Source organism: Bradyrhizobium manausense (assembly GCF_018129685.1).
GTDB classification, from domain to species: domain Bacteria; phylum Pseudomonadota; class Alphaproteobacteria; order Rhizobiales; family Xanthobacteraceae; genus Bradyrhizobium; species Bradyrhizobium manausense_D.
Genome location: NZ_JAFCLG010000002.1, coordinates 433,916 through 459,356, shown reverse-complemented (window position 1 = coordinate 459,356; position 25,441 = coordinate 433,916). Strand labels below are relative to the sequence as shown.

At 61.7% G+C, this 25,441-nt stretch carries 22 protein-coding genes and 4 pseudogenes; 19 read left to right on the top strand and 7 right to left on the bottom strand.

The annotated features are described in order from the left end of the window. Positions 1 to 29: 29 nt before the first annotated feature. The gene (locus tag JQ621_RS09835; protein WP_212234213.1) at positions 30 to 383 is read right to left on the bottom strand and encodes a hypothetical protein; all 354 of its coding nucleotides are present in this window, start codon (positions 381 to 383) and stop codon (positions 30 to 32) included. A 641-nt stretch (positions 384 to 1,024) separates the two neighbouring features. On the opposite strand from JQ621_RS09835, the gene JQ621_RS09830 reads away from it, so the two are divergent. Both JQ621_RS09830 and JQ621_RS09825 read left to right on the top strand, forming a co-directional pair. Next, positions 1,025 to 1,930 carry a recombinase family protein gene (locus JQ621_RS09830; protein ID WP_212234212.1) on the top strand — a complete coding sequence of 302 codons (906 nt, stop codon included), beginning with the start codon at positions 1,025 to 1,027 and terminating at the stop codon, positions 1,928 to 1,930. Continuing rightward, entirely contained in the window at positions 1,927 to 2,979 is a 1,053-nt protein-coding gene (locus tag JQ621_RS09825; RefSeq protein WP_212234330.1) for a hypothetical protein, read from the top strand. The genes JQ621_RS09830 and JQ621_RS09825 overlap by 4 nt, the downstream gene beginning before the upstream one ends. A 375-nt stretch (positions 2,980 to 3,354) precedes the next feature. Here JQ621_RS09825 and JQ621_RS09820 read toward each other — a convergent pair whose 3' ends face one another. Beyond that, positions 3,355 to 3,996, bottom strand: coding sequence for a TetR/AcrR family transcriptional regulator (locus JQ621_RS09820; RefSeq protein ID WP_212234211.1), 642 nt, complete (start codon positions 3,994 to 3,996; stop codon positions 3,355 to 3,357). Between the two features lie 363 nt (positions 3,997 to 4,359). Between JQ621_RS09820 and JQ621_RS09815 the strand changes: the two genes are divergently transcribed. The 6 genes from JQ621_RS09815 (at position 4,360) to JQ621_RS09790 (ending at position 8,757) form a co-directional block, all read left to right on the top strand. Next, the gene (locus tag JQ621_RS09815) at positions 4,360 to 5,025 is read left to right on the top strand and encodes a TetR/AcrR family transcriptional regulator (protein ID WP_212234210.1); all 666 of its coding nucleotides are present in this window, start codon (positions 4,360 to 4,362) and stop codon (positions 5,023 to 5,025) included. A 90-nt stretch (positions 5,026 to 5,115) separates the two neighbouring features. Beyond that, positions 5,116 to 5,871: an ABC transporter ATP-binding protein gene (locus JQ621_RS09810; protein WP_212234209.1), complete on the top strand. Its 756-nt coding sequence runs from the start codon at positions 5,116 to 5,118 to the stop codon at positions 5,869 to 5,871. Then, entirely contained in the window at positions 5,864 to 6,622 is a 759-nt protein-coding gene (locus tag JQ621_RS09805) for an ABC transporter ATP-binding protein (RefSeq protein WP_212234208.1), read from the top strand. The genes JQ621_RS09810 and JQ621_RS09805 overlap by 8 nt, the downstream gene beginning before the upstream one ends. Before the next feature lie 32 nt (positions 6,623 to 6,654). Beyond that, a complete protein-coding gene (locus JQ621_RS09800) occupies positions 6,655 to 6,840 on the top strand; it encodes a hypothetical protein (RefSeq protein WP_212234207.1) in 186 nt (61 codons plus the stop codon). A gap of 83 nt (positions 6,841 to 6,923) precedes the next feature. Further along, complete coding sequence (locus tag JQ621_RS09795) at positions 6,924 to 7,787, top strand: branched-chain amino acid ABC transporter permease (RefSeq protein ID WP_212234318.1); 864 nt, start codon at positions 6,924 to 6,926, stop codon at positions 7,785 to 7,787. A 1-nt stretch (position 7,788) separates the two neighbouring features. Then, complete coding sequence (locus JQ621_RS09790) at positions 7,789 to 8,757, top strand: branched-chain amino acid ABC transporter permease (RefSeq protein WP_212234206.1); 969 nt, start codon at positions 7,789 to 7,791, stop codon at positions 8,755 to 8,757. Positions 8,758 to 8,919: 162 nt separating this feature from the next. Here JQ621_RS09790 and JQ621_RS09785 read toward each other — a convergent pair whose 3' ends face one another. Then, the gene (locus JQ621_RS09785) at positions 8,920 to 9,132 is read right to left on the bottom strand and encodes a hypothetical protein (protein ID WP_212234205.1); all 213 of its coding nucleotides are present in this window, start codon (positions 9,130 to 9,132) and stop codon (positions 8,920 to 8,922) included. 459 nt (positions 9,133 to 9,591) lie between these two features. Between JQ621_RS09785 and JQ621_RS09780 the strand changes: the two are divergent. From JQ621_RS09780 to JQ621_RS35410, 5 genes and pseudogenes are all read left to right on the top strand, one after another. Further along, positions 9,592 to 9,768 (top strand): annotated as a pseudogene (locus JQ621_RS09780) (IS5/IS1182 family transposase); the annotation flags it as partial. Between the two features lie 786 nt (positions 9,769 to 10,554). Continuing rightward, positions 10,555 to 10,851 (top strand): DUF736 domain-containing protein, encoded by a 297-nt coding sequence (locus JQ621_RS09775; RefSeq protein WP_212234204.1) that lies wholly within the window; start codon positions 10,555 to 10,557, stop codon positions 10,849 to 10,851. 139 nt (positions 10,852 to 10,990) lie between these two features. Continuing rightward, a pseudogene (locus tag JQ621_RS09770) lies at positions 10,991 to 11,281 on the top strand (DUF736 domain-containing protein); the annotation flags it as partial. A 597-nt stretch (positions 11,282 to 11,878) separates the two neighbouring features. Then, positions 11,879 to 12,223: a hypothetical protein gene (locus JQ621_RS09765; RefSeq protein ID WP_212234203.1), complete on the top strand. Its 345-nt coding sequence runs from the start codon at positions 11,879 to 11,881 to the stop codon at positions 12,221 to 12,223. Between the two features lie 276 nt (positions 12,224 to 12,499). Further along, positions 12,500 to 12,697 carry a POTRA domain-containing protein gene (locus JQ621_RS35410; protein ID WP_312015405.1) on the top strand — a complete coding sequence of 66 codons (198 nt, stop codon included), beginning with the start codon at positions 12,500 to 12,502 and terminating at the stop codon, positions 12,695 to 12,697. Positions 12,698 to 12,914: 217 nt separating this feature from the next. Here JQ621_RS35410 and JQ621_RS36120 read toward each other — a convergent pair whose 3' ends face one another. Continuing rightward, a complete protein-coding gene (locus JQ621_RS36120; RefSeq protein ID WP_464165369.1) occupies positions 12,915 to 15,224 on the bottom strand; it encodes a DUF3363 domain-containing protein in 2,310 nt (769 codons plus the stop codon). 749 nt (positions 15,225 to 15,973) lie between these two features. Between JQ621_RS36120 and JQ621_RS09750 the strand changes: the two genes are divergently transcribed. From JQ621_RS09750 to JQ621_RS09725, 6 genes are all read left to right on the top strand, one after another. After that, positions 15,974 to 16,204, top strand: coding sequence for a DUF6429 family protein (locus tag JQ621_RS09750; RefSeq protein WP_212234202.1), 231 nt, complete (start codon positions 15,974 to 15,976; stop codon positions 16,202 to 16,204). Positions 16,205 to 16,241: 37 nt separating this feature from the next. Then, the gene (locus JQ621_RS09745; RefSeq protein ID WP_409334215.1) at positions 16,242 to 18,095 is read left to right on the top strand and encodes an SWIM zinc finger domain-containing protein; all 1,854 of its coding nucleotides are present in this window, start codon (positions 16,242 to 16,244) and stop codon (positions 18,093 to 18,095) included. Between the two features lie 901 nt (positions 18,096 to 18,996). Further along, the gene (locus JQ621_RS09740; protein ID WP_212234200.1) at positions 18,997 to 19,659 is read left to right on the top strand and encodes a Spy/CpxP family protein refolding chaperone; all 663 of its coding nucleotides are present in this window, start codon (positions 18,997 to 18,999) and stop codon (positions 19,657 to 19,659) included. 217 nt (positions 19,660 to 19,876) lie between these two features. Then, on the top strand, positions 19,877 to 20,095 hold the full coding sequence (locus tag JQ621_RS09735) for an SHOCT domain-containing protein (RefSeq protein ID WP_212234199.1): 219 nt from the start codon (positions 19,877 to 19,879) through the stop codon (positions 20,093 to 20,095). A 168-nt stretch (positions 20,096 to 20,263) separates the two neighbouring features. Continuing rightward, complete coding sequence (locus tag JQ621_RS09730) at positions 20,264 to 20,539, top strand: DsrE/DsrF/TusD sulfur relay family protein (protein ID WP_249125019.1); 276 nt, start codon at positions 20,264 to 20,266, stop codon at positions 20,537 to 20,539. 153 nt (positions 20,540 to 20,692) lie between these two features. Further along, a complete protein-coding gene (locus JQ621_RS09725) occupies positions 20,693 to 21,679 on the top strand; it encodes a cysteine desulfurase family protein (protein ID WP_212234198.1) in 987 nt (328 codons plus the stop codon). A 186-nt stretch (positions 21,680 to 21,865) separates the two neighbouring features. Here the strand turns inward: JQ621_RS09725 and JQ621_RS09720 are convergent. From JQ621_RS09720 to JQ621_RS35755, 3 genes and pseudogenes are all read right to left on the bottom strand, one after another. After that, a pseudogene (locus JQ621_RS09720) lies at positions 21,866 to 22,960 on the bottom strand (IS1380 family transposase); the annotation flags it as partial. Between the two features lie 89 nt (positions 22,961 to 23,049). Further along, complete coding sequence (locus tag JQ621_RS09715) at positions 23,050 to 23,910, bottom strand: tyrosine-type recombinase/integrase (RefSeq protein WP_212234197.1); 861 nt, start codon at positions 23,908 to 23,910, stop codon at positions 23,050 to 23,052. Between the two features lie 153 nt (positions 23,911 to 24,063). Beyond that, a pseudogene (locus JQ621_RS35755) lies at positions 24,064 to 25,364 on the bottom strand (IS701 family transposase); the annotation flags it as partial. Between the last annotated feature and the right edge of the window lie 77 nt (positions 25,365 to 25,441).

Genomic DNA, 25,441 nt, shown 5'->3' with positions numbered 1-25,441 from the left:
TGAAATCTTCTAACCGCGTCAGCCCGCCGCTAAATCCGGTTGGATTGCTTCCTATGCCGGAATCCAGAATTTAGCAACGCATCGATCGCCTTGCGCCCGATGCGACGAAACTCTCTGGGGACGTTAAGTTCGGTGCAAAGCGCTTGAAACTGCGCTTTCACAATTACGGCCGCGGCCTCTGCAGAAGCATCGAGCTGGACGATCACTTGGCTGATAGCATCGTGGCCACGGGCGTAGGACATGGACAATGTCGCATCCGCAAAGACAAGATGCGCGCCTACCAGATGCGCGCCACAACGCTGGGCTAAGGCGGCGGCTGCCCGCTTCTGTCCGGATGGACTGGCGTCAAGGAAGACTGCGATGGTCTTCGGTTCAGACTGCACTGCAGAGCGCCACAATCCTCGATCGGGTGGTGTCCCATGTCACGGTTATTGACCCGCGACATTCCTTGTTTGGCAGCAAGCTTGCGGTGCTGCCGGAGCGCTCGGGACGAGGTCCCGCCTACGTCGTAGTGGAGCTTTCCGACGGACGAAGACGCTCGATCCGGGTGTCGTCGACGGATCTTGGCGAGCCCCCCATCACAGCCAACGCAAAGGGGTCTGTGGTGCCCCGAATTAGCGTGCGCACGCTGATCCCATTGACGCGGCATTTGAACGCGAGTCTGGCTCTCCTCGCTGAGGAGGTGATTCGCGATGGCCCTACACACCCTTCCAGAACGCGTTGCGTCTTCGCCACTCCCGCGCCAGGCGTGCCAGCCTCGCCGGTTGGCAAGAAGTCCTCCGTCCCCGTGGTCGAAGTTGCCGGCCGAGACGCAAAAGCAGGTAGCTCGGGCAGTGGCCGTGTTGATACGACGAATGCAAGCCGGCGCACCCGGAAGGGAGACCACCCATGTTGATGGTCTCGAACGTCGCTGACGAACGCCTTACGACGACGCATCGCGCAAAGTTGGCGTACATTTACGTGCGGCAGTCATCCGTTCACCAGGTGCGGCAGCATCAGGAGAGTACGGAGCTGCAATATCGTCTTGTCGATCGCGCTGTCCGGCTGGGATGGCCTCACGAGCGATGAGGATCTCGGCAAGTCAGGCGCAGGCGGCGTTGAGCGCCAAGGCTTCCAGAAGCTGATTGCCGAGATTGGCCTCGGAAATGCAGGGCTCGTGATCAGCCTCGACGCATCACGTCTGGCCCGCAATAATCGGGACTGGCACCAACTGCTCGAGCTTTGCTCGGTGTTCGGCGTGCTCATCGCAGATGGCGAACGTCTCTACGATCCACGCGCCTATCACGATCGTCTGTTGCTGGGCTTATCCGGCATCATGAGCGAGGCCGAGCTCCACCAGATACAGATTCGCCTCCATCAAGGCGAGCGTCAAAAAGCAGCACGAGGCGAACTCCGTCTGCCGTTGCCGGCGGGGCTCGCCCTTGACCGAGCAGGCAGCATCGTCCTCAATCCCGACGAGGAGGTACAGGCCCGTCTGGAGCTTGTCTTCACCAAGTTCCGGGAGCTGCAGAGTGCGCGCGCTGTCATGCGATTCTTTCGCGCGGCTGGATTGAAGTTGCCGGTTCGACCCGTGCTCGGACCGTCCCCGCATGAGGTCGCTTGGCGGGAGGCCGACAGTGCGCGGGTAAGAAGCATCCTTCAGAATCCGGCCTATGCCGGCGCTTATGTGTACGGCCGTCGGCAAAGGGATCCGAGCCGATGCCGACCCGGATCGCTTCGGGGAACTGTCAAGATACCAATCGCGGACTGGGCGGTTTGCCTTCAGGCCGCCCACCCTGGTTACATCAGCTGGGAGGAGTTTATGGCCAACCAGCGGCGGCTGGCAGACAACACACGAACCGCTATGAGGCGGGACACACTGGCGCGCCGCGCAGGGGCGCGGCCCTACTGCAGGGCATCGCTATTTGCGGGCGCTGCGGGCGTCGCATGAGCTTGCGGTACACGGGGCCGAATGGCGATTATCCGGTCTACTGCTGCCGAGCCGACAAGAGCCAGCGAGGCGGCGCCCTGTGCCAAGAGGTCCGCGCCCTGGCGGTGGATGAACTGGTCGAGGGGGTGCTCCTTGAGTCCCTTGCACCCGATCGAATTGCGATCGCACTCGCGGCAGTCGGGGAGCTGGAGGAAGAGAGCCGGCAACTCGATCGGCAATGGACGCTCCGACGAGAGCGCGCCCGATACGAGGCCGAACGGGCACGGCGCCAGTATGACGCCGTCGAGCCTGAGAACCGTCTGGTAGCGCGCTCGCTCGAGCGCGCATGGGAAGAGAAGCTGCGCGTCGTCGAAGTGATTGAGCAGGAGCATGCACGGTCGCGACCGGGAGAACCCCTCGCCATCAGCGACACGGTTCGTGCGGAGCTGCAAGCGCTGGGCGAGAATCTGCCGCGAATCTGGCACGCCCCCACCACTTCGGCGGCTGAGCGGAAGCGCATTTTGCGCTTCATCATCCGAGAAGTCGTGCTCGACCAAAAACGATCACACGGCGCGGTATGGCTCAAAATCATCTGGCAGACCGAAGCGACCAGCGAGCATCATCTGCAGCGGCGCGTTCACACCTACGGCGACTACATCGACATCGACCGACTGCGACAACGGATCACGGAACTCAACGCCGCCGGCAAGATGGACAAGGAAATAGCCGCGATACTGAACCAGGAAGGCTTCGTTGCAGCCCGCGGCTGTTCCTTCAGGGGCGAGAACGTCTGGTTACTGCGGTCCCGCTGGCACGTCCCGACCGTGAAGATCAATGGCGTCGACGCCAATCCGATGTGCTGGCCCGACGGCAGCTTCTCGGTCCAGGGGGCGGCGGCGGAGCTCGGCATCACGCCACAAACCGTGTTCGACTATCTTGCGCGTGGGCTGTTGACTGGCCACCAGCTGGCAAAGGGACAGCCTTGGCAAATCAACCTGTCTGACGAGCAGATCAAGCAATTGCGTGCTCGTCTGCGACACACCAAACGTTCAAGGAAGGAGGCATCATGAAAGCTTCGACTCGATGGGCATTGCCCTATCCTTGTATTGAGCGCTGATGGTTGCCGTTTTCAACGAAAACCCTGGCTTCACAGCGTCCCCTCGGCCTAACCGCTTCGCCAGAAGGTCCGCACAGCGTGATCGATGTTGCTCTCGGGCTGCGGCGAGGCGATGCGGTGGCAGGCCAGCCAGAACGCGCATCAAAGAATTGCGTTGCCATCCGATCGGCATCAATCGCGCTGATCCGGCTATGCCAGGCCCAAATCCGAAGCGCCTTCCGAGTCTCAGCGCGTTTTTCGATAAGCGTCCCGGCGAGTGCAGTTACATAGTCGACTCCCTTCTCTCCTTCGGGTGTCGCGTCGACGAAGACCCCGGTGTTTTTCAAAGCTATTGCTTCTCTGCTATCGGCAACGTCAGGCATGAGTCAGCGTGTGGCGAAGCGCCGCTTGATGACATGGACTGGTTCAACAGTGCGGACGCGATTAGTCGGCTTAAGGCCTCCCGTGTGCAGACGTCGTACCTATCTCGGCAGAGTCGGATGACGTCCGGCTCCACCAGGGCACAGGCGGCCGCCTTCACGCGCCGGGCTTCCTGCTCGGTATCACCTTCAAGCTTGAACTCTCCCGATGCGCTCGCCTCAGTGAGGATCTTTGCGATGCGGCGAACGACCCACGCATTATAGTGAGAATAGCAGGGCCATTGTTCCGCAGTGGCATCGGCTAGCAGCTCGCTGACCTGCGACTCGGAATCAGAGAAGATAAGCAGAGTCGCGTTCAAGCCGGTGAGAAAACCGCTGAGCCGATCCCGTGCCGAGTCGCTGCTGCTGCACGCGCCAGCAAGCGCTGTGCGCTCGGCCTCGCGCAGGTAGTGAGACGCAAGAGTGTCGAGGATCGCGCGGCGGCTTGAGAAATACCGATAGACGTTGGCGGCGGAGAAGCCGCACGCGTCCGCGACTTCCGCCACTCTGATTTTGCGATGGCCGCAAATTCTCAAAAGCCTTTCCGTCTCGACGAGGATGCGTGCGGCCATGTCCTCAGGGGCATGTCGCAAGGCACGGTACATCCGCGGGCTCGCACCCGGCTTGCCCGTTGTCCCCACTCCGATCGCATAAGCCGTGGGGCGAAGGGTCTTTCCGGCGACGTCGGGAGGGCAGGAAATCCGAGGCGTTTCTTGGGGCCGCCCGTCAGCCTCGGCTGTCGATGATCGATGTCGCCGAGAGCGGAGGAGGGGGGCAAGATGATGCATATGGCCAGCTCCCTTTGGGAGCGCTGAGTGGACGGGCCCTATCGGATCAGCCGCGGGTGGGGGCCGGGCACAAGATGTCGACTTGACATCGCAGCCTTAAATGATAACGTAATGTACGTTACGTACAACAAAAATGCAAGGGGTCCCATGTTGGCGACCGCGACAGTGCGGCGGGCCAGACCCCGCGGTGAGATTCGGCGCGCTCAAATTCTGGACGCCGCCGTCGAAGTCTTTCTGGAGAACGGCTACGGCGGCGCCACCATCGACCTCGTCGTCGAGCGCGCCGGGGCATCCAAAGCCACCGTGTATTCGTTTTTCGGCGGTAAAGACGGCCTGTTCGCCGCGATTGTGGAGGAGCGCTGCGAGCGCATTCTTTCCGCGTTCGGCGACCCCGAGGTCGTGGACTCCGACGTCCTCTCTGCTCTCACTCACATCGCGCAGCGTTACATGGAGGTCGTGATGGCTCCGGATGCAGTAGGGTTTTACCGGCTGATCATCGCTGAGGGCGTCCGCTTCCCCGAACTTACGCGGACTTTCCACCAGACCGGACCCGACCGCACCAATGCGCACCTTGCCGGCATGTTGTCGGACTGGTGCGAGCGCGGCCTTATCCGCCTCGACGATCCGCAGCTCGCGGCCGTGCAGTTTTTCGACTTGGTCAGCGGAGATCTGCATCGTCGCGCGATGGCCGGCATCATCCCAAGGAACCCCCGCGCCGCGATCCAGCGCAGCATCGATAATGCGGTCCAAGTCTTCTGGAATGGCATCAGAGTTGACGACCGCCCGGAGCGAGGCTGGCGGCCGGTGAAATGATGACTGCGGACTATCTGACGCGCATCGCCGCGTGGTCGCGAGCTGAGCTGAAGATCCGGTACTGCGTCATAGCCACGAGGATAAGTTCGATTGGCTGATGAGTTCATTCTCGAAACCCGCGGATTGACCAAGGAATTCGCGGGATTCTTCGCTGTTCGCGATGTCGATCTTCGGGTCCGCCGCGGCAGCATTCACGCGCTGATCGGTCCGAACGGGGCCGGCAAGACCACGTGCTTCAACCTTTTGACCAAGTTCCTGAAGCCCTCGGCCGGCCAGATCCTCTATAAGGGACAGGACATCACGGCGACGGCGCCGGCCGACGTGGCGCGGCTCGGCCTGGTGCGCTCGTTCCAGATTTCGGCGGTGTTTCCGCACCTCACCGCGCTTGAGAACGTCAGGGTCGCGCTGCAGCGCCAGCACGGGCAGTCGTTCGATTTTTGGCGCTCCAAATCGGTGCTCGATCGCTTCAACGGACGCGCGCTCGAATTGCTCGACGATGTGGGCCTCAGCGAGTTCGCAACGACTCCGGCGGTCGAGATGCCCTATGGGCGCAAACGCGCGCTCGAAATTGCGACGACCCTGGCTCTCGATCCGGAAATGATGCTGCTGGACGAGCCTATGGCCGGCATGGGACACGAGGACATCGACAAGATCGCGGCGTTGATCAAGCGCATCTCGGCGAAATACACCATCCTGATGGTCGAACACAATCTCAACGTCGTGGCCAACCTGTCCGACATCATCACCGTGCTGACGCGCGGTCACGTGCTGGCGGAAGGCAATTATGCCGACCTTTCCAAGGACGAGCGCGTCAAGGAAGCCTATCTGGGGGCGGGTCATGCCTGAGCTGAAAATGGCCGATGCCGCGACCAAGCCCGCGGCCGCATCGGGCGCCGGGAAGACCGTGCTGGCGGTGCAGGACCTGCAGGCCTGGTACGGCGAGTCCCATATCCTTCACGGCATCAACTTCGACGTGAATGCCGGCGAGGTAGTCACGCTGCTCGGGCGCAACGGCGCCGGCAAGACCACCACGCTGAAGTCGGTGATGGGGATCATCGGCAAGCGCACCGGATCGGTCCGGTTCGACGGCCAGGAGATCATCCGGACGTCCTCGGACCGGATCGCGCGCATGGGCATCGCGTTCTGCCCGGAGGAGCGCGGGATCTTCGCCAGCCTCGACGTCCGGGAAAACCTGCTGCTGCCGCCGATCGTTCGCCCCGGCGGCCTCTCGCTGAACCAGATCTTCGACCTGTTTCCCAATCTCAAGGAGCGGCTCAACAGCCAGGGCACCAAATTGTCCGGCGGTGAGCAGCAGATGCTGGCGATCGCGCGAATCCTACGCACCGGCGCGCGGTTCCTGATGCTGGACGAGCCGACCGAGGGGCTCGCGCCCGTCATCATCCAGCAGATCGGCCACACCATCGCGCGGCTCAAGAAGGAAGGTTTTACGATTCTTCTGGTCGAGCAGAATTTCCGTTTCGCCGCCACCGTGGCGGACCGTTATTACATCGTCGAGCATGGCAAGGTGATCGACGGCTTCGCCAACGCCGACCTGCAGGCCAATATGGACAAGCTGCACACCTATCTCGGCGTCTGAAGACGCGACAATAATTTCAGGAAGGAAACGTTATGAGAAAGACGATCTCCGCGCTTTTGATGAGCACTGCGCTGATGCCCACCACCGCCGGCATCGCAGCCGCGCAGGACAAGACGGTCAAGATCGGTGCGCTGAGCGATAGGTTCGCACTGTACGCCGGTCTCGGCGAACCCAGTTCGCCGCTCGACGAAAGCACCTGTCCGCTTCTGAAAAAGTAAAACCGGTAGTCCGGCGGCCTCGCGATGCCGGGCCGGGCTGCACGTTTCATACGGTTAGAGTTGAAAACACCATGTCGATCAATTTGCAGTCCCTGTTCGCGCAATTGCTGGTAGGGCTGATCAACGGTTCGTTCTACGCGCTGTTGAGCCTAGGCCTTGCCGTGATTTTCGGCATGCTTAACATCATCAATTTCGCCCACGGCGCGCTCTACATGATGGGCGCGTTCTGCGCCTATTTCTTGTTGAATGTGCTCGGCATCGGCTACTGGCCGGCCCTGATCGTGGCGCCGATCGCGGTCGGCATTTTCGGCATGATCATGGAGCGGACCATGCTGCAATGGCTGGCCGGTATTGATCATCTCTACGGAATGTTGCTGACATTCGGCATGGCACTGATAATCCAGGGTGTATTCCAGAATTATTTCGGTTCGTCCGGTCTGCCCTATTCGATCCCGAACGAACTGAAGGGCGGCATGAATCTCGGCTTCATGTATCTGCCGATCTATCGCGGCTGGGTGGTGATCTTCTCGCTGATCATTTGTATCGGAACCTGGTATCTGATCGAACGCACCCGGCTTGGAGCCTACCTGCGCGCCGCGACCGAAAACCCGACCCTGGTGCGGGCCTTCGGCATCAACGTGCCGCGCATGATCACCCTGACCTATGGGCTCGGCGTCGGCCTTGCCGCGCTCGCCGGGGTGTTGTCGGCGCCGATCAACCAGGTGCGGCCGCTGATGGGCGCCGACCTCATTATTGTGGTGTTCGCGGTGGTGGTGATCGGCGGCATGGGTTCTATCTTGGGCTCGATCATCACCGGTTTTGCGCTCGGCATCATCGAGGGCTTGACGAAATACTTTTATCCCGAGGCCTCCAACACCGTCGTCTTCGTCTTGATGGTACTGGTGCTGCTTGTGAAGCCTTCGGGACTGACCGGACGGGCGACCTGACATGACGGCCATGACCGATGATACGCTGCCTGCGATCCCACGCACCATCCGCGATGAGATGATCGCGTTCGGCGTCATGACGGCGCTGTTGCTGATCGTGCCGCTGACCGGGGTCTACCCGTTCTTCGTGATGCAGGCGCTGTGCTTTGCGCTATTGGCCTGCGCCTTCAACCTGCTGATCGGCTACGGCGGATTGCTGTCGTTCGGCCACGCGATGTTTCTTGGCACGGCGGGCTACATCTCGGCGCATGCACTGAAAGTTTGGGGCTTCACGCCCGAGCTTGGAATTTTGGTCGGAACCGCCGGCGCCGCCGCGCTTGGCGTCATCACTGGCGTCGTCGCCATTCGTCGCCAGGGCATCTATTTTGCGATGATTACGCTCGCGCTGTCGCAACTGTTGTATTTCATCTACCTGCAGACCCCGTTCACCCACGGCGAAGACGGAATCCAGGGCATTCCGCAGGGACACCTGTTTGGAATTTTCAATCTCGCCAACCCGACGGTGCTTTACTACGTCATTCTCGCCGGCTTCCTGTTCGGTTTTCTGCTGATTTTTCGCGCCATCAACTCGCCGTTCGGCGAGGTGCTGAAATCGATCCGGGAAAATGAGCAGCGCGCGATCTCGCTCGGCTATAAGACCGACCAGTACAAGCTGCTCGCCTATATCATCTCCGGCACTCTGGCGGGCTTTGCCGGTTCGCTGAAGGTGTTTGTGGCGCAGAACGCCTCGCTGACCGATGTGCACTGGAGCATGTCGGGCGAAATCGTGCTGATGACGCTGGTCGGCGGTCTCGGCACCGTATTCGGTCCGGTGGTCGGCGCCTTCGTCATCATCGCCATGCAGCAATATCTGGCCGGGTTCGGGCAGTGGGTGACGGTGATCCAGGGCGCGATCTTCGTGGTCTGCGTGCTGACGTTCCGCCGCGGTGTGATCGGCGAGATCGCGCATTATTTCCGGCGGTCGCTGTAGCTAAATCGATAGCTCCCGCCAGACTTAATATCCGCGTCGACTTGCCGCCGAACATTTTCATAGAATACCAAAAGACTTTCGTCGCTCGATCTTGAAAAATCATCCATCGATCACATTCCAACCCAACGCTCTTGCAATCTGGCCAATACTGCCGAGCTAAGGTTAGCAGCCCGTAAAGCGTGGATCTCGCCCCTCGTGCAGTTCTTTTAAGTAGGCCAAGCCATACACTGTCAATCGATGGGTATCTTTTTGTCCGGCGGCGGCCAGCTTCTCGATGTATCGGCTGATTTTTTCTCTGGATTCCGCGACCCTCGCTTCATCCATGGTTTGCATCAAAGCGTATCTTTTCAAAACCCGGTCGACCACTTCGTTCATGGCGGCACTCCGAATATACTGCATCGCAATATCGCAGTGCAACACTTCGGTTTTCCGGAGTCAAGGAGGCTTTCGGTTAGATCGATAACAAGCGCGCCTACTTCGCTAGTTTCCGATCGCCAATGCTGACGCCGAGCCGCCTGCCGCCATCTTGAAATTCGATACCCCCCCTTTTTCTAGGGCTGCGAATATCGCTGCCCGGACCACCGGGATTCCTCCGCCACCCCGTCCTCCGCGTCGCTCTATTGCGAGCGTATTATTTATCATGGCCGAACAGTTCGGCTTTCCCAAATAGCATTCCCGCCCGATCTCCTCTGGCGGATATTGTTGATTTAGTCTTCCGTTGATCGGCATTAACCGGTGTGATTCCCTCCTCGTATTGCTTTACGGAGGAGCGGGACCATGATGGGGATGCAAACGGCGCCGGCGCAGCGGTTCTACGATTTCTGCCTCGATGACCGAACCGCTAGACGTTTTGGCATCAAGCCCCGGCACCTTGCCGCTGACAGCGCCTATGGATCGGCCGCAAACCGGGCATGGCTGGTTAGGGAGCGTCAGATCGAACCGCACATCCCGGTGTTCGGCAAGTCCAACCGGACCGACGGCACTTTCTCCCGATCCGACTTCGTGTTCGACGCCGAACGTATCCGTGACGGCGAACTCGCAGCTTATATCGGTTTCCTCATCGAGGAGAGCGGCATGCGGCTCGGTGTCTGCGACTGGGGGGACTGTGTCTATCGCGCCGTCATCGACACCATGCAGTGTCAGCTTCGTCAGCTCGCGACCAAGAATGCCGGACTCATGCGACGCGCGATCGAAGCTGAACGCCGTGCCGACAGGGCTGAACACCGCAGCGCGCAGTTGAAGGAATTCGATCGCCATCGTCGTCCCACGTTGCTACGATCGTCAGAAGGTGAGCACCGATTCGATAGTTGATAATATCGTCGTCCCCTTCCAGTTTCCTTGCCGCCCTTCGCCAAGCATCGATAGGTCGTTGCCGGATGATGCACGATACTGCCCTGCCTGTCGCGCCTCTCGGCGAGGGGGTCCATGTCCGATGCAGGGAAGTGTCTCGATACCCCGTCACGCCGTCCTCGCTGGTGTTTCTACGCCATGAGCCAGGGTCTTTCCTCGGTAGGCTGTCCTGAGGTGCGGCCATTGCGGCCTTTCTTGCTGGCGTATCTCACACCGCGTTCGGTTGCTGCGCAGCCCGCCCTTGATCCCGCAACAGCGCGATGCCGACCTTCTTCCCCGCGTGCTCGGCTGACGCCTCCACGCGGCTTCCTCGCGAGGCAAGAAGCGCGTCCCTGCGCCGCCTTCCACTTCGTTCCAGCCCTTTGGGTGCGGGCCGGTCGCCCGGTGTTTTCCGATCGCCATCAAGGCCGCGATGGTCGCGACCTGATACAGCAAAGGAGAAGACCCATGGCTCAGATCGGCACGTTCACCCGCAACGAAGACGGCTCTTTCGTCGGAGCGATCAAGACCTTCAACCTCAACATCAAGGCCCGTCTGTTTGTCGCCGAGAAGGAAAGCGACAAGTCGCCCGACCTTCGGGCCCTCGCAGGCACCATCGAGATCGGCGCCGGGTGGAAGAAGACCGCCAAGGAGACCGGCCGGGAATACCACTCCGTCAAGCTCGACGACCCGAGCTTCCCCGCTCCGATCTACGCAAGCCTGGTCGAGAACGAAGGCGGATACGTCCTCATCTGGTCGCGCTGAGACCACCAGCCAGTGGACACGGCGCTCCACTCCGGGGCGCCGCGATCCAGCTAGAGGACGCTCGGGAATGTCCTCATCAGATAGCGAAGCAAACTCCGATGTTTCGTTTCAAAAGGACAGTTGACGGCTGACCTAAAAGGGCTTTCTCGGCCGCGTCCGCACGCTCGCGTTCGACGCCGAAGTCTCCATCCTGCCGGCCGTCGGCTCGGAGGCCGAGAACGCGCCGAACCACCGCGTCTTCTGCAACGGAGTCGAAGTCGGCGCGGCTTGGGACCGCACCGGCGACAAAGCCGGAACCTATCTCTCCGTCAGCATCGACGATCCCTCGTTCGCGCAGCCGATCCGCGCCCGGCTGTTCGAATCCGATACCAAGAAGGACACTTGGCATCTGTTCTGGACGCGCAGGGCGAAGCAAGACGAGAAGGCCTGAAACCATGCGCTCCTGGGCTTCCTGCGACCTGTTCGGCTCGCCTTCAATGGGCGGCGTGAAGGGACGAGCCACAAGCGGCGCTCAAGCCTTGAAAATCGCTCACACGGACTGTGACAGCCTTGGTTTTTGCCGCTTCAATTGACTGTTCGCTTCTGACTCCCGGTTGCGCTTGACCAGCTTCAGAAATGCCAAGGATACAGGTCCGAGCTTGTCAGGCTCCATTGTGACGGCATGAAGTGTGCGCCGCATGTTGTGACCGGCCGCGATATGGTCGGTGGCTTGGTGGGATTCAATGAACCTGCAAGTAGCGATGGCGGTGGCCCTATTCCCGGAGGTAGTATTATGGGTTCGTCGGCAACCGGGGACGTGAACGGCGCGACCAATGCGGGTGGGCTGGTGGGTGTTAATGCCGGAACTATCAATGGCTCCAGCGCGACTGGATCGGTGAACGACGGTGGCTCCGCTGGAGGGCTCGTTGGATCGAACTCATTCACAAGCGCTCTTGGCGTTACCTTCGCAGGCACGATCACCAACAGCACCTATCATGATGTGAAGGCCGAAGCTGCGGCCGCAGCCGCCGCTTAGGCACAAGCCGCCGTGGCGCAGCAAGCGGCCACGGCGGCCAATGTGATTGGGACCACCGATACGCAGACCTCGGCGTTGACGCCGCCAACGCCCGCCCTCTCCAGGCGGGGACGAAGGCGGTCGACGCCGTCGCGCCCCCCGGCTGTCGAAAACAATCTCAAGACCATCGAAAACAATATCAAGATTGAGGAGCAGCGACGGCGCCGCCGGCTCGCCACGACGACGGGGACCCGGCAAGGCAGCGGCCGTCGAGGCGGCAATTTCGGCGCCACCATCCGGTCCATCGACGTCGACGGTCAACGCTTCAATCTGCAGAACGGCGCTCCTCAGGGTGCGCCGAGCCAAAAACCCCAATAGCGCAAGGTCTCCAGTACAAGGTCTCCAGTAAGGTATCGCGGCAATGAAGATCGGCGCACATTCATCGCCTGCTGCGCCAGCCTGCCGGCCATGCTCGGCGCAGCATCCCCGGCTCTGGCGCAAAGCCCACCCATTTCGCAATAAGGCATCGGCAACGCCGTCCGGGAGGCCGACGAGGCCCGGCGGGGAGCTCCGCTGCCGCAGACGACGGCAGCGCCCGTGCTGCCGCGGCTGGTCGAGCCGCCATTCACGCTCAAGGACAAGACGACGCTGTAGGTGCGCGGCTTCGGGGTCGAGGGCCAAAATCTCGCCAGCGAGGCCGAGTTGCGCGCGATCGTGGCGCCGTATGAAAATCGCAAGCTGACGCTTGCCGATATCTACGAGGTGGCAGACAAAATTACGACGCTCTATCGCAACCAAGGCTATCTGGTAGGCCATGACCGGCCCGTCGCATCATCAAGCTCGTGGTCGTGACGCAGACATGCCACGACCGACGCCCGTCGCAACGTCATGATATTGATGCCGTCGGGCAAGGGAGCAGAAGGCAAACGCACAAGGGCGACATCGACACGCCCCTCGCTGAGAAAGACAAGCTGGGGCTCGAGATCAGCCTCATGAAGGTCGCAGATTGTGTGAGCAGACTTCTCCTCAGCGGGGCCATAATCTTCGCTCGGCATGCTCGCCAAAATCGTCAGTTCCGTTGTGCGCTCCTGCATTGGCATTGGAGCACATCGCTCTCAATCAGCCTTTCCTGCTTGGAGAGCCCCTGCCGGGGCAGCGACGGGCGGTCAAGGTTGGCGCGGCACGCGCCAACCTTGAGGGGCCGGCGCTGGTCCGGCCCACTCGCCACAAGCAGCAAAGGCTTCTCGGCCTCCATCACAACCCCAGCCCGCGTTTCCGCCCGAAGCCCCATTCGATGCCACCGCTGTCGCGCATGACGCCGGAGATGTGCTGACCGATGTGCTTGTCGAGAACGGGTTGCCAGGGCACGAGCTGGAAACCGAGTCCATCCTCGATCATGGCGAAGCGTCCGCTGGCGAGGGTGGCGCCGCCCGTGAGGCGGCCCGGTCACATATTCCCCTGGCTTGCTCGGTTCGTAGGTGAGCCCGCGCTCGGCCGCCATCTGCCGCCCGACACGATTGATCTCGGTCGCTTCCAGGCGGGCGATGAGGTCTTTCGGCGCGCGAATGCGGCCATCATCGAGCCGGGTAGCGAGGCCCTGATCGACAAGGCTCTGGCGGCGACGCTCCATCGCCTCGCTCACCTCTCTGCCGAAGCCCGCCTCCGAGAGCGGCGTCCGGTTGGGTGACGCCAGCTCCCGGTCGAGCCAGGTCGCCCCGTCGCTGCCGATCTGCCGTTCGAGGTCGAGGGTGGAGAGCGTGCGGATCGCGAAGTCCTTGGGGCGTGCGGGGGCGTCATAGGCCATGCCGCGCTCGTCGATGTCGCCGGGGATTTTCCAGTGGTCGGCGTCGATGCGCTCGACATGGCCGGCGCGGCGCAAGGCTTCCAGCCGGCGGACATGGGAGCGGATGAAGGCGTCCGGGTCGCCCTTGAATCGTTCGATCTCGGCGCGGGCCGCTTCCAGATGCTCGCTCGGCCGGTAGATGCTGCCCGATATCGCCGCCATGTCGCGGATGTTGAGGTCCGACGCCCTCGGCTCGGCCTTGGTGGCGACAGGATCGAGCGAGACGACGTGGCCGCGTTTGATCTCGTCGAGCTTGGTCGCATCCGCCGTTTCGACATAGTGAGTGCGCCCGTCCGCGCCGTCGATGACGAGATGCAGCCGGTCGCCCATCTCGTCGCCGGCCAGTCCCTTGGCGAGGACCCGCCCGACGACGGGCTCGGTGATCCGCTTGCCGTGGGTGACGTATTGAGTGGGCGCACGCTCGTCGGCAAGGCCGTGATCGGCGAGCGCCCGGTGCATGGTCTTGATGACGTCGCCGCGTTCGCCAAGCGCCTTCAAGGTCGGCTCGGCCTTGTCGGAGATGGTCCAGCGTCCGGGCTCGGTCTCGGTGGCGAGGTCATAGCGTTCCAGCCGCTTCGCCCGGTCGATCAGCAGATGCCGGTTGGCGCGCACCGTATAGCGCTCGGCGGCATCCGGTCTCAGGTCCACGATGCCCTGGTCCTGTTGCTCGGCGATCAGCATCTTGTCGAGCCGAGTCAGCCGCTCGGCCTCCACCTCGGTCGCGAGCTTGCGGGCGACATCAAGCTCGGTCTGCGGGCCAAGCTCCAGCGTGACCAGTTCGCTCGCCCGGTGGCGGACACCATGGGCGATATAGTCGCCGGCAATGTTAAGAATCCGCCCGTCGTCGAGCGCACCCCGGACGATAATATGGGTGTGAGGATGGCCGGTGTTGTGATGATCGACCGCGATCCAGTCGAGCTTCGTGCCAAGGTCGGTCTCCATCTCCCGCATCAGGTCGCGGGTGAACCCGCGCAGGTCGCCCATCTCGACGGAATCCTCCGGCGCGACGATGAAGCGGAATTGGTGGCGGTCCTCCCGTCCGCGCTCGATGAAGGCGCGGCCGTCCGCTTCGTTCTCGATGGCAGAATAGGCACGGCCCTTCTCGCCGTCGCGCGTCACTCCGTCGCGTTCGAGATAGCGCAGATGGGCGTCGGCCGCCTTGCTCGCCGTGCCGCGCATCTTCGGGCCGCGCGAGCCGCGCTGCGGGTTGAGCTTGACCACCCGCGCCTTGACGACGACCCGGCGCGACCGGAGCCGCGCGCCGCTCCCGTCCCGGCTCCATCCGCCGCCGTCTTTCGGAAAGGAAGCCACCACCTTCGCGCCCCGGCCATGCGCATTGAATCGCCCGCCGCCTTCTCCTTTCCGGCCGCCTGCCGATCCCGATCCACGGCCGATCCGATTGGGGTTGCCGCCGGCCTTGCGGACGGCCACCTTGACCTGTTGCAGGAACGGCAGATCACGCGAACGGACACGCGTTCCCCTCGTGCGGGAGCGCCCCGGCCTGATGCGGAAATCGTCTCTGTCGTTGCTTGCCATGACAGGACGATCGGCATCGGATTCGCGGTGCGCAAGTGCTCGCAAGCACTGATCGTGATATGGCGTAAAAATGATTGCTGTAGCGTAGAAACGGCGGAACGCACCTCGCAGCGGCACTGCGCTTTTTCTATTCTGATCAAGCTGATAGCGAAGCGCGCGGCACTCTCCACACATCGCACAGTGCCGCAAGAGTGCCGATGTCGCGAAGCAAAAACAATGTGCAGACAACCACTTGCGACCGAAGGGAGCGCGGATTGAAAATCCGCTTTATCTTGCCATCTCCGATCGGCTGCCCTTGCTCCCCCGACACAACTCGAAAGACGGCAGAATGCGCGACGTACTCGTTCGCAATTGAAGTTATCATTTGCGAGTTCAGATGGCTGCAGTTTTGCATGAGACATGCGTCCGACAGGCGTCAGTGCAGTCAATCGGGTGTCAATCGGGTTGCAGCCGGGCCGGCGGCGACCTGTTGAACCTGGGGCGTGCGAACCGCATAGAGCTTGCACTCCGTGGAACGATCAATGCAGCGCAATGCCGGCAACGGAACAGCGGATGCGGCGCAAGCGCCGTGCGCTTGCCGAACCGAAATCTGGTCGCGGAAACCTGAGGATTGCCATACCATTCCACCCTTCGGTACCGTGGTTTGTGAGCCTGCCGATTCACGTTATGGTAGACGAAATTCAAGCCGCTTGAGGACGGCGCGCCGGCAACGTAAAGCGCTTCTCCTGCGGCGTCCGACGAGTGCCGCCATGGCGACCGACACCGACCGAATCGATGACTGCGTGCTCGCTCTGCTTCTCCTGGGGCGCCATAATGGCCAGCGCGTTTGGAAATCGTTCGACTGGGATGCAATGGATCGGCTTCACAAGAAGGGTTTGATCTCGGACCCTGTCGGGTGCGCAAAATCCGTGGTTTTGACAGACGAAGGGCTGGAGAGGGCCGAGCGACTGTTTTGCGATTTGTTTGCGGCAAATCCGTGAGGCGGGGCCTGAATAACTTGAACCCGATTTGCAGATTGTGGTCGACATGAACGCGGCTCGGAACGCAAGCCAAGTCGCGAAACCACGCATCGCGAAAGAGACAATTCGTGCCCTCGCGAGCGCCGAATCCTTTGCGCGAGGTCGGAGCTACGCTGACGATGGAGCTGTATCCGACCTGCTTCGACGCGGCGACCGGTTGACCGCGGAAGTCGAGGGCAGCGAGTTCGAGCCTTACCAAGTTTCGATCCGGCTGCACGGCGGTGGCGTTGCGGATGCGCATTGCACCTGCGCCTACGATTGGGGCGGATATTGCAAACATATTGTCGCCGTCTTGCTGAAATTTGCGGACGAGAAGACGCCCATTATCAAACGCAAGCCCCTTGCCGAGCTCCTTGCAGAGCTCGATCAATCGCGATTGATTGAGCTCTTGGAGAAGCGGACCGAGAGCGATCCTGAGCTCGTAACTTGGATCGAGGCGGAACTGGCAACAGCAATCCCGGCGCGACCGCCGCACCGCCCGGACGCCGGTCGACGACGAACGCCGGTCGACCCTGCGCCGGTACGTGAACAGGCCCGCGTCCTGCTCGCCGCACGCAATCGGCGGGGGCGCTATTGGGACGGCTATCGGCCGTCAGGCAACATCGAAGAGCTGCAGCGCCTCGTCGAAAAGGCCGTGCCATTTCTCGAAGTGGGGGATGGTGGCAATGCGCTGCGGATCCTGGAGCCGATCGGCGAGGCCTTTGTCGACGACTGGCTCGATCACTCCTACGATACCGACGAGCACCTGTACGAGCTCTTCGCCGATCTCGGCCGCCTCATGGCAGAGGCGGCGCTGATGAGTGAGCTTGCCGCCGACGAGCGCGACGCCTTGGCCGAGACACTGGAGAAGTGGCAGCGCCGGCTTGAGGAGTATGGTATCGACGAGGGGTTTCACGTCGCCATTCGGGCGCTGCAGACAGGTTGGGACGATCCCGCACTCGCTGCGGTCATGGCCGGGAAGGGCAGGTCATGGCCGCTCTCGGGCGGGGACGACTGGCTGGAGGATTACCTGACGGCGGTGCGGCTGCGGGTTCTCGAGGCTTGCGGCCGAACGGAGGAATATCTGAATCTCGCCCGCGCGGCACGGGCGCACACGAGCTACGCGGGCATGCTGGTCAAGCTTGAGCGGACGCCGGAGGCCATCGCCCATGCGCTGAAATCGTTCAAGAGGCCCGATGAAGCGGTGGTCCTCGCAAAGGCGCTACGCGAAGCGGCGGCGCATGACGATGCGCTGAAGATCGCAGAGACCGGTCTTGGGCTTGCCGGCGATAACGATGATGAAATAGCGGGTTCTTCCGCCGTCCCGCTGGCGTGTTGGCTGCGCGACTACGCAGGCGGCATCGGTAGGACGGCGGTGGCTCTCAAGGCCGCGCTGGTGGCATTCGAACATTCGTTGTCGTTGGAGGATTTTTGCGCCATCCGAACATGGGCCGGCACGGATTGGGATGTGATTCGAAAAGACCTGCTGGAGCGCTTGGCCAGCGCCCCTCATGCCTATGACAGGATTCGCATCTACCTCTCCAAAGGCTTGATCGATGAAGCGGTCCGCGCCGTCGGCGATCGGTTCGGGTACGGCGCTCACGACGAAACCCTCATGCAGCTCGCCAGCGCGGCGCACGCGAGCCATCCCGAATGGGTGATCCGCCTCGCGGTGCATCAGGCCAACAGCATCATGGACGCCAACCGGGCCGGCCATTATTCGCTTGCGGTACAATGGCTGGAGAAAGCCGCGCTCGCCCACGAGGTCCTGGGTCGCGAGGACGACTGGCGGGCCTGCCTCGACGAACTGATCGAGCGGCACCGCCGCAAGTACAAGCTGCGGCCGCTGCTGGAGGGGTTGCGAGGGAGGTAGGGAAGGGCCTGACTTATCAAGTCCCGGAGCGGAAAGCTTGAGCGAGCCAGAGATCGTGGAGTAATGAGGAGTAGTGAAGATTCTCCACTCTCGCTTCAATGAGGCCCATTGGCAATCGGCAGGTGCACGCCGATTCAGATTCTGGCGTTCGGAAGTGTAAATAAGCGTGCAATATTGCACGCCGAAACACAGTTCGAGTATTCGAAACTGTCCGGATGCAGATGTCGTATCGCTACGTCCGGTGGCTCCCAACGCCGTCGACGATAATCGCGCGACCATCATGCTGAACGATCGTCGGTTCTGGGGACATGCTTCTGGCCCCTCATCGCCAGGTAAGACGCTCCATCGTCTGATCCATTATTGGCACCCCGTGCCACCCACAGCAGCGGCCTACCGCACGAGCGGTTTAGTCCATTGGCAAGAACCGGCCTAACCAGGCCGGTCTCACGATGTCCGTTGATGGGGGTAGACCGCCTGCTGGCGGCAGCGAATTATGCTAATTGTCTTTTTATGACGACAATTCCTCCGTATGAATTTGTTACCCCGAGACTACGATTGAGGGCGGGCGAAGCTATGGACGCGGATTCTCTATTCGAGAACTATACGAGTAGCAGAGAGGCATCCATATATTTGCAGCGAAAGCCACATGCATCGGTCAAAGATACTCAATCGATGCTGGAGGCTTGGGGTCAAAAATCATGGAATATTGATGGCCGTTTTGCTTGGGTAATTTCGGAAGACAAGAATGGCGAAGCAATAGGCCTCGTTTTATTGATAACCCGAGGTTAGGAATAATTAGGTCCGGTTTTGTTTACAGGATCGACTTGCATCAAGCGGCATCCGGCGGAAAACGGCAACTAATCGTGACAAAAAAGATCAACTCGCAGAGGAGAGAAAGCTCATGAAAAATCTGACACTAGCCGCAGCAATGCTGCTTATGACCGCGAGTTCCCCGTCTTGGGCTCAGTCGGCCACCGATCGACCGGAGCAAAAAGAGGCACCGGCGGCCACTCAACCGACACCGCCGGCAGGCCAACCTGGAATGGGTAGCTCGCAGGGTATGATGGGTGGGGGCATGATGAACATGATGGGAGGCAGGATGCCCATGATGGACATGATGCAGATGATGATGCGACATTCGGGCGGTGGAATGGATGGCATGGCCACCATCGACCATGTCGAAGGCCGGATTGCCTTCCTGCGCACCGAGCTCAAGATCACGGACGCGCAAACCAGCGCCTGGAACGCAGTCGCCGATGCGCTGCGCGCAAATGCAAAGAGTCTCGGCGAGGTGCGGGCATCGATGATGGCGGGTGCAGCGCCGCAGACCTTGCTTGATCGCCTCACGCTGCAGGAGAAATGGCTGGCTGCGCGGCTCGAAGGCACCCGCGCGATCAAGTCGGCCCTGACAAACCTCGACAGCAGCTTGTCCGACGAACAGAAGAAGACGGCCGACGAACTCCTCGCCCCCCATATGGGTATGATGGCGATGATGTCTGCGATGAAGTCGGGACAGATGGGCCCGGGCCAGATGCAGCCTGGAAGGATGATGCCTGGGCGATGACGGATCGTCCCCTTTGATCTTGTGTAGTGCCAACCACCCGGCCCGGTGCAATCCGCCAAATGGAGGCAAGCCAATGCCAAAAGCTCTGATCAGGATCGTCGCCTTGGCGGGGTTCGCCCCCGCGCTTTCATGCAGCGCCGCTTGGGCGCAGACGCCGTCGGATGCCGACAAGTACTTTTATGGACCGCATATGATGTGGTGGGGTGGAGGGTACGCCATGATACTCGGTCCGCTGTTCATGATCTTCCTGCTGGCGCTGCTCGTCGCTGCCGTCGTCCTGCTCGCGCGCTGGGCCGGCGGGCCGTGGCCCGGAACATACCCGCCGCATCATATGCCGCCGGCTCGCACACCTCTCGACATTCTCAAGGAGCGCTTTGCGCGGGGTGAGATCGACAAGGAGGAGTTCGAGCAGCGGCGCCGGGTGCTTGGCGATTAGGCTGTCGTTGCCGGAGCATGATCCGGAAAAGTGGCTACCGGTTTTCTGAAAAGATCATGCTCAAACAAAAGGATAGAGCGAGATGACGTTTCAACGAAAACATCTCGCTCTAAGCCTGGTTGTCGGGGAAATCGCGCGGAAGCGCCATCGAAAGAAGAAAGCAAGTCCATGCAGATCCTGTTCATTCTGAATGATCCGGCCTACAGCAGCGAGCGCTGCTACAATGGGCTGCGTCTTGCGCTTGCGCTCATCAAGAGCGATCCGGCGACCGCCATCACCGTATTCTTGATGGCCGATGCCGTGGTTGCGGCAAAGACCGGCCAGAAGACCCCCGACGGCTACTACAATGTTGAGCGCATGCTAAAGGGAGTGGTTGCCGGCAAGGGACAAATTCTGTTGTGCGGCAGTGTATGGAGGCTCGCGGCCTTGCTGATACCGAAATGATGCCGGGCGCGCGACGCAGTACCATGGCGGAACTTGCGGGTCTGACGCTCGCCGCTGACAAGGTGCTGGTATTCTAAGCAAGCTAAGGAACTTCCCAGGCGTGCTCACACCGGCATTCGCGTGTGCTGCTTTAGCGGGAAGGCACGTGGTGTCATGACGGCGCGTCGCATTTATCTCGACTATAACGCCAGCACGCCGATCGATCCGGCGGTCGCCGCCGCGATGAAGCCGTTTCTTGCGGATCACTTCGGTAATCCGTCGAGCGGGCACTGGGCCGCGGCGTTCGCGAAAGCCGCCCTTGAAACGGCGCGCGGGCAAATTGCGGCCCTGCTCGGCTGTGAAAAGGATGAGGTCGTATTCACCAGCGGCGGAAGCGAGGCCAACAATCTGGCGCTCAAAGGCGTGTACTACGCACGGCGCGACAGGGGCGATCACATCATCACCACGCAGATCGAACACCCCGCGATTATCGCACCTTGCCAGTTTCTCGAACGCCTGGGCGCGCGGATAACGTACCTGCCCCTGGATCGATTCGGGCGCGTCGATCCCGAAGACCTCAACAGGGCGATCACGCCGCGCACCATCCTTGTCAGCATCATGCACGCCAACAATGAGGTCGGCACCATCCAGCCGATTGAAGCGTGCGCGCGCATCGCCCGCGAGCATGGCGTCCTCTTTCATACCGATGCCGCCCAATCGGTCGGCAAGATTGCAACTGACGTGAACGGGCTCGGCGTCGATCTGCTCTCGATCGCCGGACACAAGCTCTACGCGCCCAAGGGCGTCGGCGTCCTGTTCGTGCGCCGTGGCGTCACGATCGAACCTCTCATTCACGGAGCTGGGCACGAAAGCGGGCGACGCGCCGGAACTGAAAGCGCCTTGTTGGCGGTCGGTCTGGGTAAGGCTTGCGAGCTGGCGCACGATCTCTCGTCGATGGACCGGGTTCGGGCCTTGCGCGACCGCTTCTGGCGCGAATTGCAGTCGCAATTCGCCAACCGCATCGCCCTCAACGGACACCTAACGCATCGCTCAGTTCGTTACTTGAGCGCCACAGGCCCGGAACCAATCGAAGGTTCGCGGCGGAACCGCCCAGGCTCGCGGGCCGCCCGGGGCTATGGTTGCTTTCAAGAGCTCATTTGATTCTAAACCGTCACTAGCCCGTCCTATTCGTGAGAGAGCGGTTTTTTGGTCCGGCGGATACGGCCGCGGATGTCCTCTGACGGGGCGCACAGGATTGCCTTCGGCTTTTCACCGCCTGACGACCCGTACTTTGCAAACGCGCTTGAGGGATGGGGGTTGGGCGAACGGGGGCTCACGCCCCGGCGGTCAAGGACCGAGCGGCAGCAGCGCGCCGGGCAAGCTGCGGATCAGATCGGCTTCGGAACATGCCGCGGCGAAGGCGAGGCGAATGCGGCTCGCGGTCTCGACGACCCGGGCGGCGACTTTCAGGAGACGAAGACGCAGCGTCGCGAACTCGGCAGTGGCCAAATCCCGGACTTTGGGAATGGCGTCGCGCACTGTCAGCATCAACCAATAAGCGGCGGTATGGAGAACGAGGCGGACCTGGTTGGCAAGCGCCGAACGGCAGCTGGTGCGATCGGAGGCGAGCTGCGTCTTGTGCAGCTTGATCAGATTTTCGGCCTGGCCGCGCGCGCAATAGAGGCTGTCGTAGATCCATTCGGCCGAGCCGACATCGAGGCTGGTGACGACGAAGCGGATGTCGAGGCCGAGCGTGGTCGCCTCAATACGAGCGACGGCGCGTCGTTCGCGATCCCAGGATTTTGCCTTGTGGCGCGTCTCGGTATAGCCGCGCAGAACAGCCAGGTTCTCGATGGCGCGTCGCGTGCGGATGTCGTCGGCGACCTCGTCGACTTTTCTGGCGAGCGGCCTGGTACCGGACAGACCGAAGATGTAGTCGATGCCGTTGTTCTCGCACCAGCTCATCGCCTCCGGCCGGGCATAGTGCCCGTCGCCACGAAACGTAATTCGCGTCTTGTGCCACCGCGTCCGGATGTGCCGTACCAGGCGTCGAAGATGGGCACGCACCTCGATGCCGCCCGGCGTCTTGCCGGGCCGCAGCACGACCGCCACGGGCCGGCTCTTCTCCGTGTCATAGACGTGGATCGGCAGGAAGCAGCGTTCGTCATAATGGGCGTTGAACAGCGAGAGCTGCTGATGACCGTGGACGACATCGCAGGTATCGTCGATGTCGAGCGTGACGGATGCCGGCTCGCGCGGGTAGCTATCCATCCATGCGTCGACCAAAGTGTAGGTCAGGCGGATCACGTCGCGCAGGCGCGGAGCATTCTCCAGGCGCGACAGGGTCGGTTGGGAAAACAGATCCCGGCCGGTGTCCGGCAGCCGTCCGCAGGCCAGCTTGAATGCCGGATCGGAGCGCAGATGATCGAGGTCGTCGGCGTCGCCATGCCGGCGCAGAATATCGGCAATCTCGATGGCGGGCCTGTTGGAGCGGGTGTCGGAGCGGGTCATGACCCGCATCCCGCTGCGGATCATCCAGGTGGCGTCACCTCCAGCGACAGGCGATCGAGCGGACTCTGCGTCGCTCGGATCGTATCGGTGGCGACCTGCGTGTAGCGCGCTGTCGACGACAAATTATTGTGCCCGAGCAAGACCTGGATGATCCGGATATCGGTTCCGTTCTCGAGAAGATGTGTCGCAAAGCTGTGGCGCAGCGTGTGCAGCGTGACGCGCTTGGTCAGGCCCGCAGCCTTCACCGCCGACCGGCAGGCGGCATGCAACACGGTCTGATCGATCGGATGATCTTCGTCACGACCAGGGAACAGATAAAGCCGCGGCCGGGCGAGCCGCCAGTAGGTGCGCAGGATACCCAGCAGCTGGGACGACAGCATCACGTTGCGATCCTTCGCGCCCTTGCCGTGGCGCACCTGGATGACGCCGCGGGCGCTGTCGATGTCTTCGATCCGCAGTCCCGCAACCTCCGAGGCCCTGAGCCCGGCCGCATAGGCGGTGGTGAGCGCGGCGCGGCTCTTCAGGCTCGGTACCGCTTCAAGAAACTGAACCACTTCGTCGGCGCTGAGAACGACCGGCAGCTTGCGCGGTTCTCGCGCATAGGGAATGCGCTCTGGGATGAGCGCCTCGCCGAGCGTGACGCCGTAGAAAAACCGTAGCGCACAGACGATCTGGTTTAGCGCCGGCCATGATATGCCGGTCGAGACCAGATGCACCTGGAAGGCGCGGACGTCTTCCAGCTCTAACCGGTCAGGTGATCGGCCAAAATAGCGGCTGAACTTCGAAACCGCGCTGATGTAGGATCGCTGCGTCGCCGGCGACAGATTGCGGACGGTCATGTCTTCGATCATGCGGCGGCGAAGAGGGCTCAAATCGGCCATCTCGATACTCCTGTCTGAGGGGGTGGGCTCCAACACCCACATCCTCTCAGCCAGGAGGCGATCTACGCCACCTTGCCCCTTACGCCGCGGCAGCGGCTTCGTTCAATCCTCAATCGATTCAAACTAGCCCCATCCCGCTCTAGTCTTACTGTCTTACTGTGTCACAAGTTCCTTTGCGATGGTTTGATGGTCCGCGCGCAACATGGACATCGCGACAAGCGCCGGACGATGGCTGCCGTCAGTCTTCGCCGCAGAGTGGCGATCGAGTTCGGAATGTGGCGCTCAGTCCTGAGCGGCGGCGCCGCGGGGTCGATAACCTTCGGGAAGGCGAGGCGCTTGGAAGTGCATGGAGGAACGCGGTTCTGAAGGGGGAATCGTCTCCTGCTCGGAGATCAGGAATCCGTACGCGGCGATGCAGAGGCTCGCATGATGATGGAAACCGCGCCAGCCGCGCCCTTCAAAATGGCCGAGCCCGACCTCTCGCTTGAGCTCCTGATAGTCCCGCTCGATGCGCCAGCGCAATTTGGCGAGATCGACAAGACGGCTGAACCCAATGTCGTCCGGCAGGCTCGAAAGCCACTATTTTGTGGGCTCCTTTTCCTCCTTGGGCCATTCGATCATGAGCCATTCTTCCGGCCAGGGTTCGCTACGATCGAAGTCACGCCGTGCAATACGAAGACGCAGGCGCGCAAAGCGCGACCTGAGCGGGACATTCGTTCCCTCGCGCCAAGTGATCGTCCGCCAAGCCTTTGCCGGGAGACTGAAGGCGAGGTCCTTGGCCTTGACCGGCTGATGCGCCGCATCGCGGCGCAGGCGCTTGGTCGGCCGCCCATGGCCCGGCTTCCAGGTCTTGGGTGGCAACGGCCCGGTGCCGGGCGCCCAGACCGTGGTATTGGACAGAATGCCGGCGACATAAGGCAGTTCAAGCGCCGTGACGGCTGTGCGCAGATCGCTGTGGGTGCCCCGTAGCCAGCGTCCATCAGCACCACGCCACGCGGCAAGCCCGCCGCGCAGGCCGCACGGATCTGTTCGAGCGCGATCTCGGGCTTGGTCTTGAACGCGATCTCCTCAGGCACACCGGTCTTCTTACGGCGGGCGGCGTCAGAGGCCCATGCCTCCGGCAGATACAAACGATAGGCCACCGGCAGGCTCGCATGCCTGTTGGCCAACGACAGCGATACCGCGACCTGGCAATTGTCTTGCTTGCCGAGTTGACCGCAATATTGCCGCGCCACCCCCACCGAATGCGTGCCCTTCTTGGGAAAGCCCGTGTCGTCGATGATCCATGCCTCGATCGGCCCGTGCCGCTAGATCGCGGGCAGCACCATCTCCTGCACCTTCGTCAGCACCTTCTCGTCCGACTAGCGCCCTTCGCCTACGAAATGCAGCAGCGACTGATGTTGCGCCGCCGTCCGTTCCGGTGCCGTTACCGCCATCGGCTGGGGGTTCTCTTGCGGTTATTCCTGATCGCATTCCTGCGCGGCTTCATCATCCGATCAGCGCTTAGTCCAGCTTAGTAACGGACGACCCT